The following is a 3,046-nucleotide window of genomic DNA, read 5'->3' as shown; positions in this document are numbered from 1 at the left end:
AGCGACTGGGTGACGACCGGCACGCCATCCGCTCGCAGCGAAATGCGCAACTGATCGGCGGCACTGTCATAGCCAAGATCAAGGTGATCATCATTGAGGCTTAAGGAATAAAGCTGCACGATCCGCCAGATACCTGCCCAATCCTTGGCGGTATGGATATCAAACACCATTGTGCCCCGGCCTTGCGCGAACCAGTCGCCGGGATCAAGGCGTACATCATCGCACGCCCGTGCGGCCGGAATGCCGTTGCTGATGATATCGCTGGTCGGCGCAGGCCCGGCTTCAAGCTGCGCATTCCAGATCAGGACAGAGGCCGGAAGGGCCGAAACAGCCGTACTGATTTTCGGATATCGCGTGGTGCTTGAGGCTGGTTCCGCGATCCAAACCCGCTGCCAAGTTTCATCCACCGTAAAGCCATGGGCGGACGGCCCGTCAATTCCGCCAAGCGTGATGTCAGCCATGCCCGAAACCGCGCGCATCCAGACGGCAAAGCTATAGGTATCGTTGGCCCCAAGCCCGCCGACATTCTGATACAGGCCATCCGCACCCGCCGCACTGCCCGGCAGATCAAGCTGCATCGCGGTTTGGCTGCCATCCGGGGCGGCAATGGTGCTGCCAGTCACGGTCACACCACTGTTCTTTTCCCAAAGTGCATTGTCAAAGGCCGTTGAGTAGCGCAGCAGGTTGGTCGCCGCCCCCTCGATCAGAAGGCCCAGTCGACGACCAAGCCGATCATGGTCATAAGCCGGTTCATCAATCGTGCGGGTTTCAAGCAGGCCACTTTGGCCGCGGACAAGCTTGGTGCTGGCGCGCGAAACATTCATGCAGGCCGCAAGCGGCTGATAACGCAATCCCATTGGATGCATCTCCGATCAGTGTGTAGTCGATGGATGGCAGGTGCGTGTTGGCGTGCTAGCCGCCAATGCGATGGATGTGACACCAGCTCAAAAGTTCACTTGCCGCGATTTCGCGCGTTTGGGTGTCGCTATGCACGATGCGCAAACGCAATCCGGTGCCGGGCGTGGCCCCGATCCGGGCAATGCCATTCAGCCGCAAGCTGTGCGCCGCCCCGCTGCCCGTCGCACTAATGTCATTGGCTTGCAGGTGGCTTGACCAATCGGTGCCGTCAAAGCGTTCGAGCGACAAAGTCGTAAAGACCGACTGGTCGGTAATCGGAAGCCTGACCCCGATATCAACATGATAAAAGCCCGGCGGCAGACCGGTCACGCCATGCACCGCACTGTCATAAAGCCCGTGGCTGTCTTCGATCACCTGATCCCATTCAACCAGAAACGCCCCGCCCGCCGGAATGGACTGGCTGGCCGTGCGCAAAAGCTTCACCACCGGGCCAGTTTCATGGATCGGCGCGGCAAACCAGCGCGTGCCATCACAGACCAGATCGACCATGTCACCGCGTGTCGGCAACGGATAAACAGTTGCCTCCGCCCCGCCATTGGTCGGGCGGATCACATTTCCCGCCGCCGTTGTGATATCAACCATCGTGCCATCACCGTTAAACACCCGATAACGCACCCCATTGCGCGCAAGTGACGCCACCGGCAAGGTCAATTGCGCCCCGCTGGAAAGCCTGACCAGCGATCCGGTTTCGCGGATATCCATGATCCGGCTGACCGGCGCATCAATCACCGGCATGCGGCGCTCATCCGCCCACGCCAGGACATCGCCACTGCGAAAATCAAGATCAAGCATCGCCGCGGCGTTTGATCTTTCAAACGACGCGAGCGCGGTTTCAGACCGGCTTTCGGCGGCCTCCGCCCGGTTGGCGGCATCCTGTGCCTGCGCTGCCTTAGTGCTGGCCTGCGCGATCTCCGCCCCGCTGGGTCCGTTGGCAAGCCCCGTGCCCGCCGCGTTCCAGATCAGCGCCCGACCGGGCGTGATCACCGGCAATTCAGCCGATGCAGGTGCATCCTGATCCGGACCAAAACGCAGCGTCCCGGTCAGTGCGTGATCAACATCCCCAAGGGCGGCCGTCATGAAATCAAGATCGCGTTCCAGCGCATCGCCGCGCGGGATCGACATGGCGTCAAAGGCACTTAGCCGGCGCAAATGCAACTGGCGGGCAATGGTGATCCGGGCACCGGTTTCCGGCGGGTGTTCAAACCGCACCACACCACCACCGCCCTCATCGCTGGGCGTCAAGGCGATGTGAAAACCGGTTTCGATTTCATTGCCATCGATGGTGATGCGCAGATCACCCGCATCAAACACATCAAAATCAAACGGAAACTTGTCACGCGCGCCATCGCCGACAAAGGCAATGGTGGCACGGATCTGATTGGCAAAAACAGCGCCCATAGCGTACTTCCCCCTAAAAAAAATCAGCCATCACGCTTTGAAAACCAGGCATTCAGCCGTGCGACCGTGTCATCCTGCGAAGATCGCAAAAGCGACTTTTCGCGCCAGGCGGCCTGTTGGTTGATGCGGCGGCGCTTGCGGGCAGCAGCATCTGCGTCCAGTTCCGCATCCTGCCGCGCGGCCTTTTCAAACCCCGCCAGAACCGCACTGGCCGAACCAGACCCACCGGCCATCAGCCCCGATGCCCCTTGCCGGGCACGCGCGGTTGCTTGCCTGCGTCGAAGGTCTTCTTCGCGTTTGGCGGCCTCTTCACGCTGGCGGGCATTGATCTCGGCCAGCTCCGCCTGACGGACGGCTTCGCCCTGATCAATCCGGCTTTGTGCATTGGTCTGGTTGGCGCTAATGCGTTGTCCGGTTTGCAGCACCGATGCCGCCATCGGCACGATTGATGTAAATCCACCCATCAGTCATTCACCCCCATTTCACTGGCCACACCAAGCAACAAAAAAGGCCGGGGCAATGCCCCGGCGATGCGCCAAAGTCCACTTTTCAGCCCCCCGCCACTGCCCAGCCGCCAGCCCAGTGCGCGCAGCGTGATATCCCCGCTATACAGCGCGTCTTTGTCATCGGGTGGCGCAGATACCGGAAGTGCGACATCGCGCAATCCCCGACCGGTATCAACGCGAAGCTGCCCGGTTTCCTGCAAACGCAAGGTGACTGAGACCAGCCG

At 60.7% G+C, this 3,046-nt stretch carries 3 protein-coding genes and 1 pseudogene; all 4 read right to left on the bottom strand.

Annotation, left to right across the window (positions count from 1 at the left end; all coding sequences use genetic code 11):
• Positions 1–857, bottom strand: an 857-nt coding sequence (locus tag B2R48_RS03160; protein WP_296997698.1) for a phage head spike fiber domain-containing protein, incomplete at its 3' end; no start/stop codon positions are given.
• A gap of 55 nt (positions 858–912) precedes the next feature.
• Positions 913–2,316, bottom strand: a complete 1,404-nt coding sequence (locus B2R48_RS03155; protein WP_296997695.1) for a hypothetical protein — start codon at positions 2,314–2,316, stop codon at positions 913–915.
• A gap of 23 nt (positions 2,317–2,339) precedes the next feature.
• Positions 2,340–2,780 carry a hypothetical protein gene (locus tag B2R48_RS03150; RefSeq protein WP_296997693.1) on the bottom strand — a complete coding sequence of 147 codons (441 nt, stop codon included), beginning with the start codon at positions 2,778–2,780 and terminating at the stop codon, positions 2,340–2,342.
• Positions 2,780–3,046 (bottom strand): annotated as a pseudogene (locus B2R48_RS03145) (hypothetical protein); the annotation flags it as partial. The pseudogene B2R48_RS03145 and the gene B2R48_RS03150, both read right to left, overlap by 1 nt.

The organism is Thalassospira sp. UBA848 (genome assembly GCF_002295455.1).
Taxonomy (GTDB): domain Bacteria; phylum Pseudomonadota; class Alphaproteobacteria; order Rhodospirillales; family Thalassospiraceae; genus Thalassospira.
Note: the sequence above shows the minus strand (reverse complement) of the source record. Positions and strands in the feature narration are given on the sequence as shown.

What these genes read in the sequence shown, in the direction of transcription:
- B2R48_RS03150 (WP_296997693.1), bottom strand. Translation starts at nt 2,780, where the DNA reads ATGGGTGGATTTACATCAATCGTGCCGATGGCGGCATCGGTGCTGCAA.
- B2R48_RS03155 (WP_296997695.1), bottom strand. Translation starts at nt 2,316, where the DNA reads ATGGGCGCTGTTTTTGCCAATCAGATCCGTGCCACCATTGCCTTTGTC.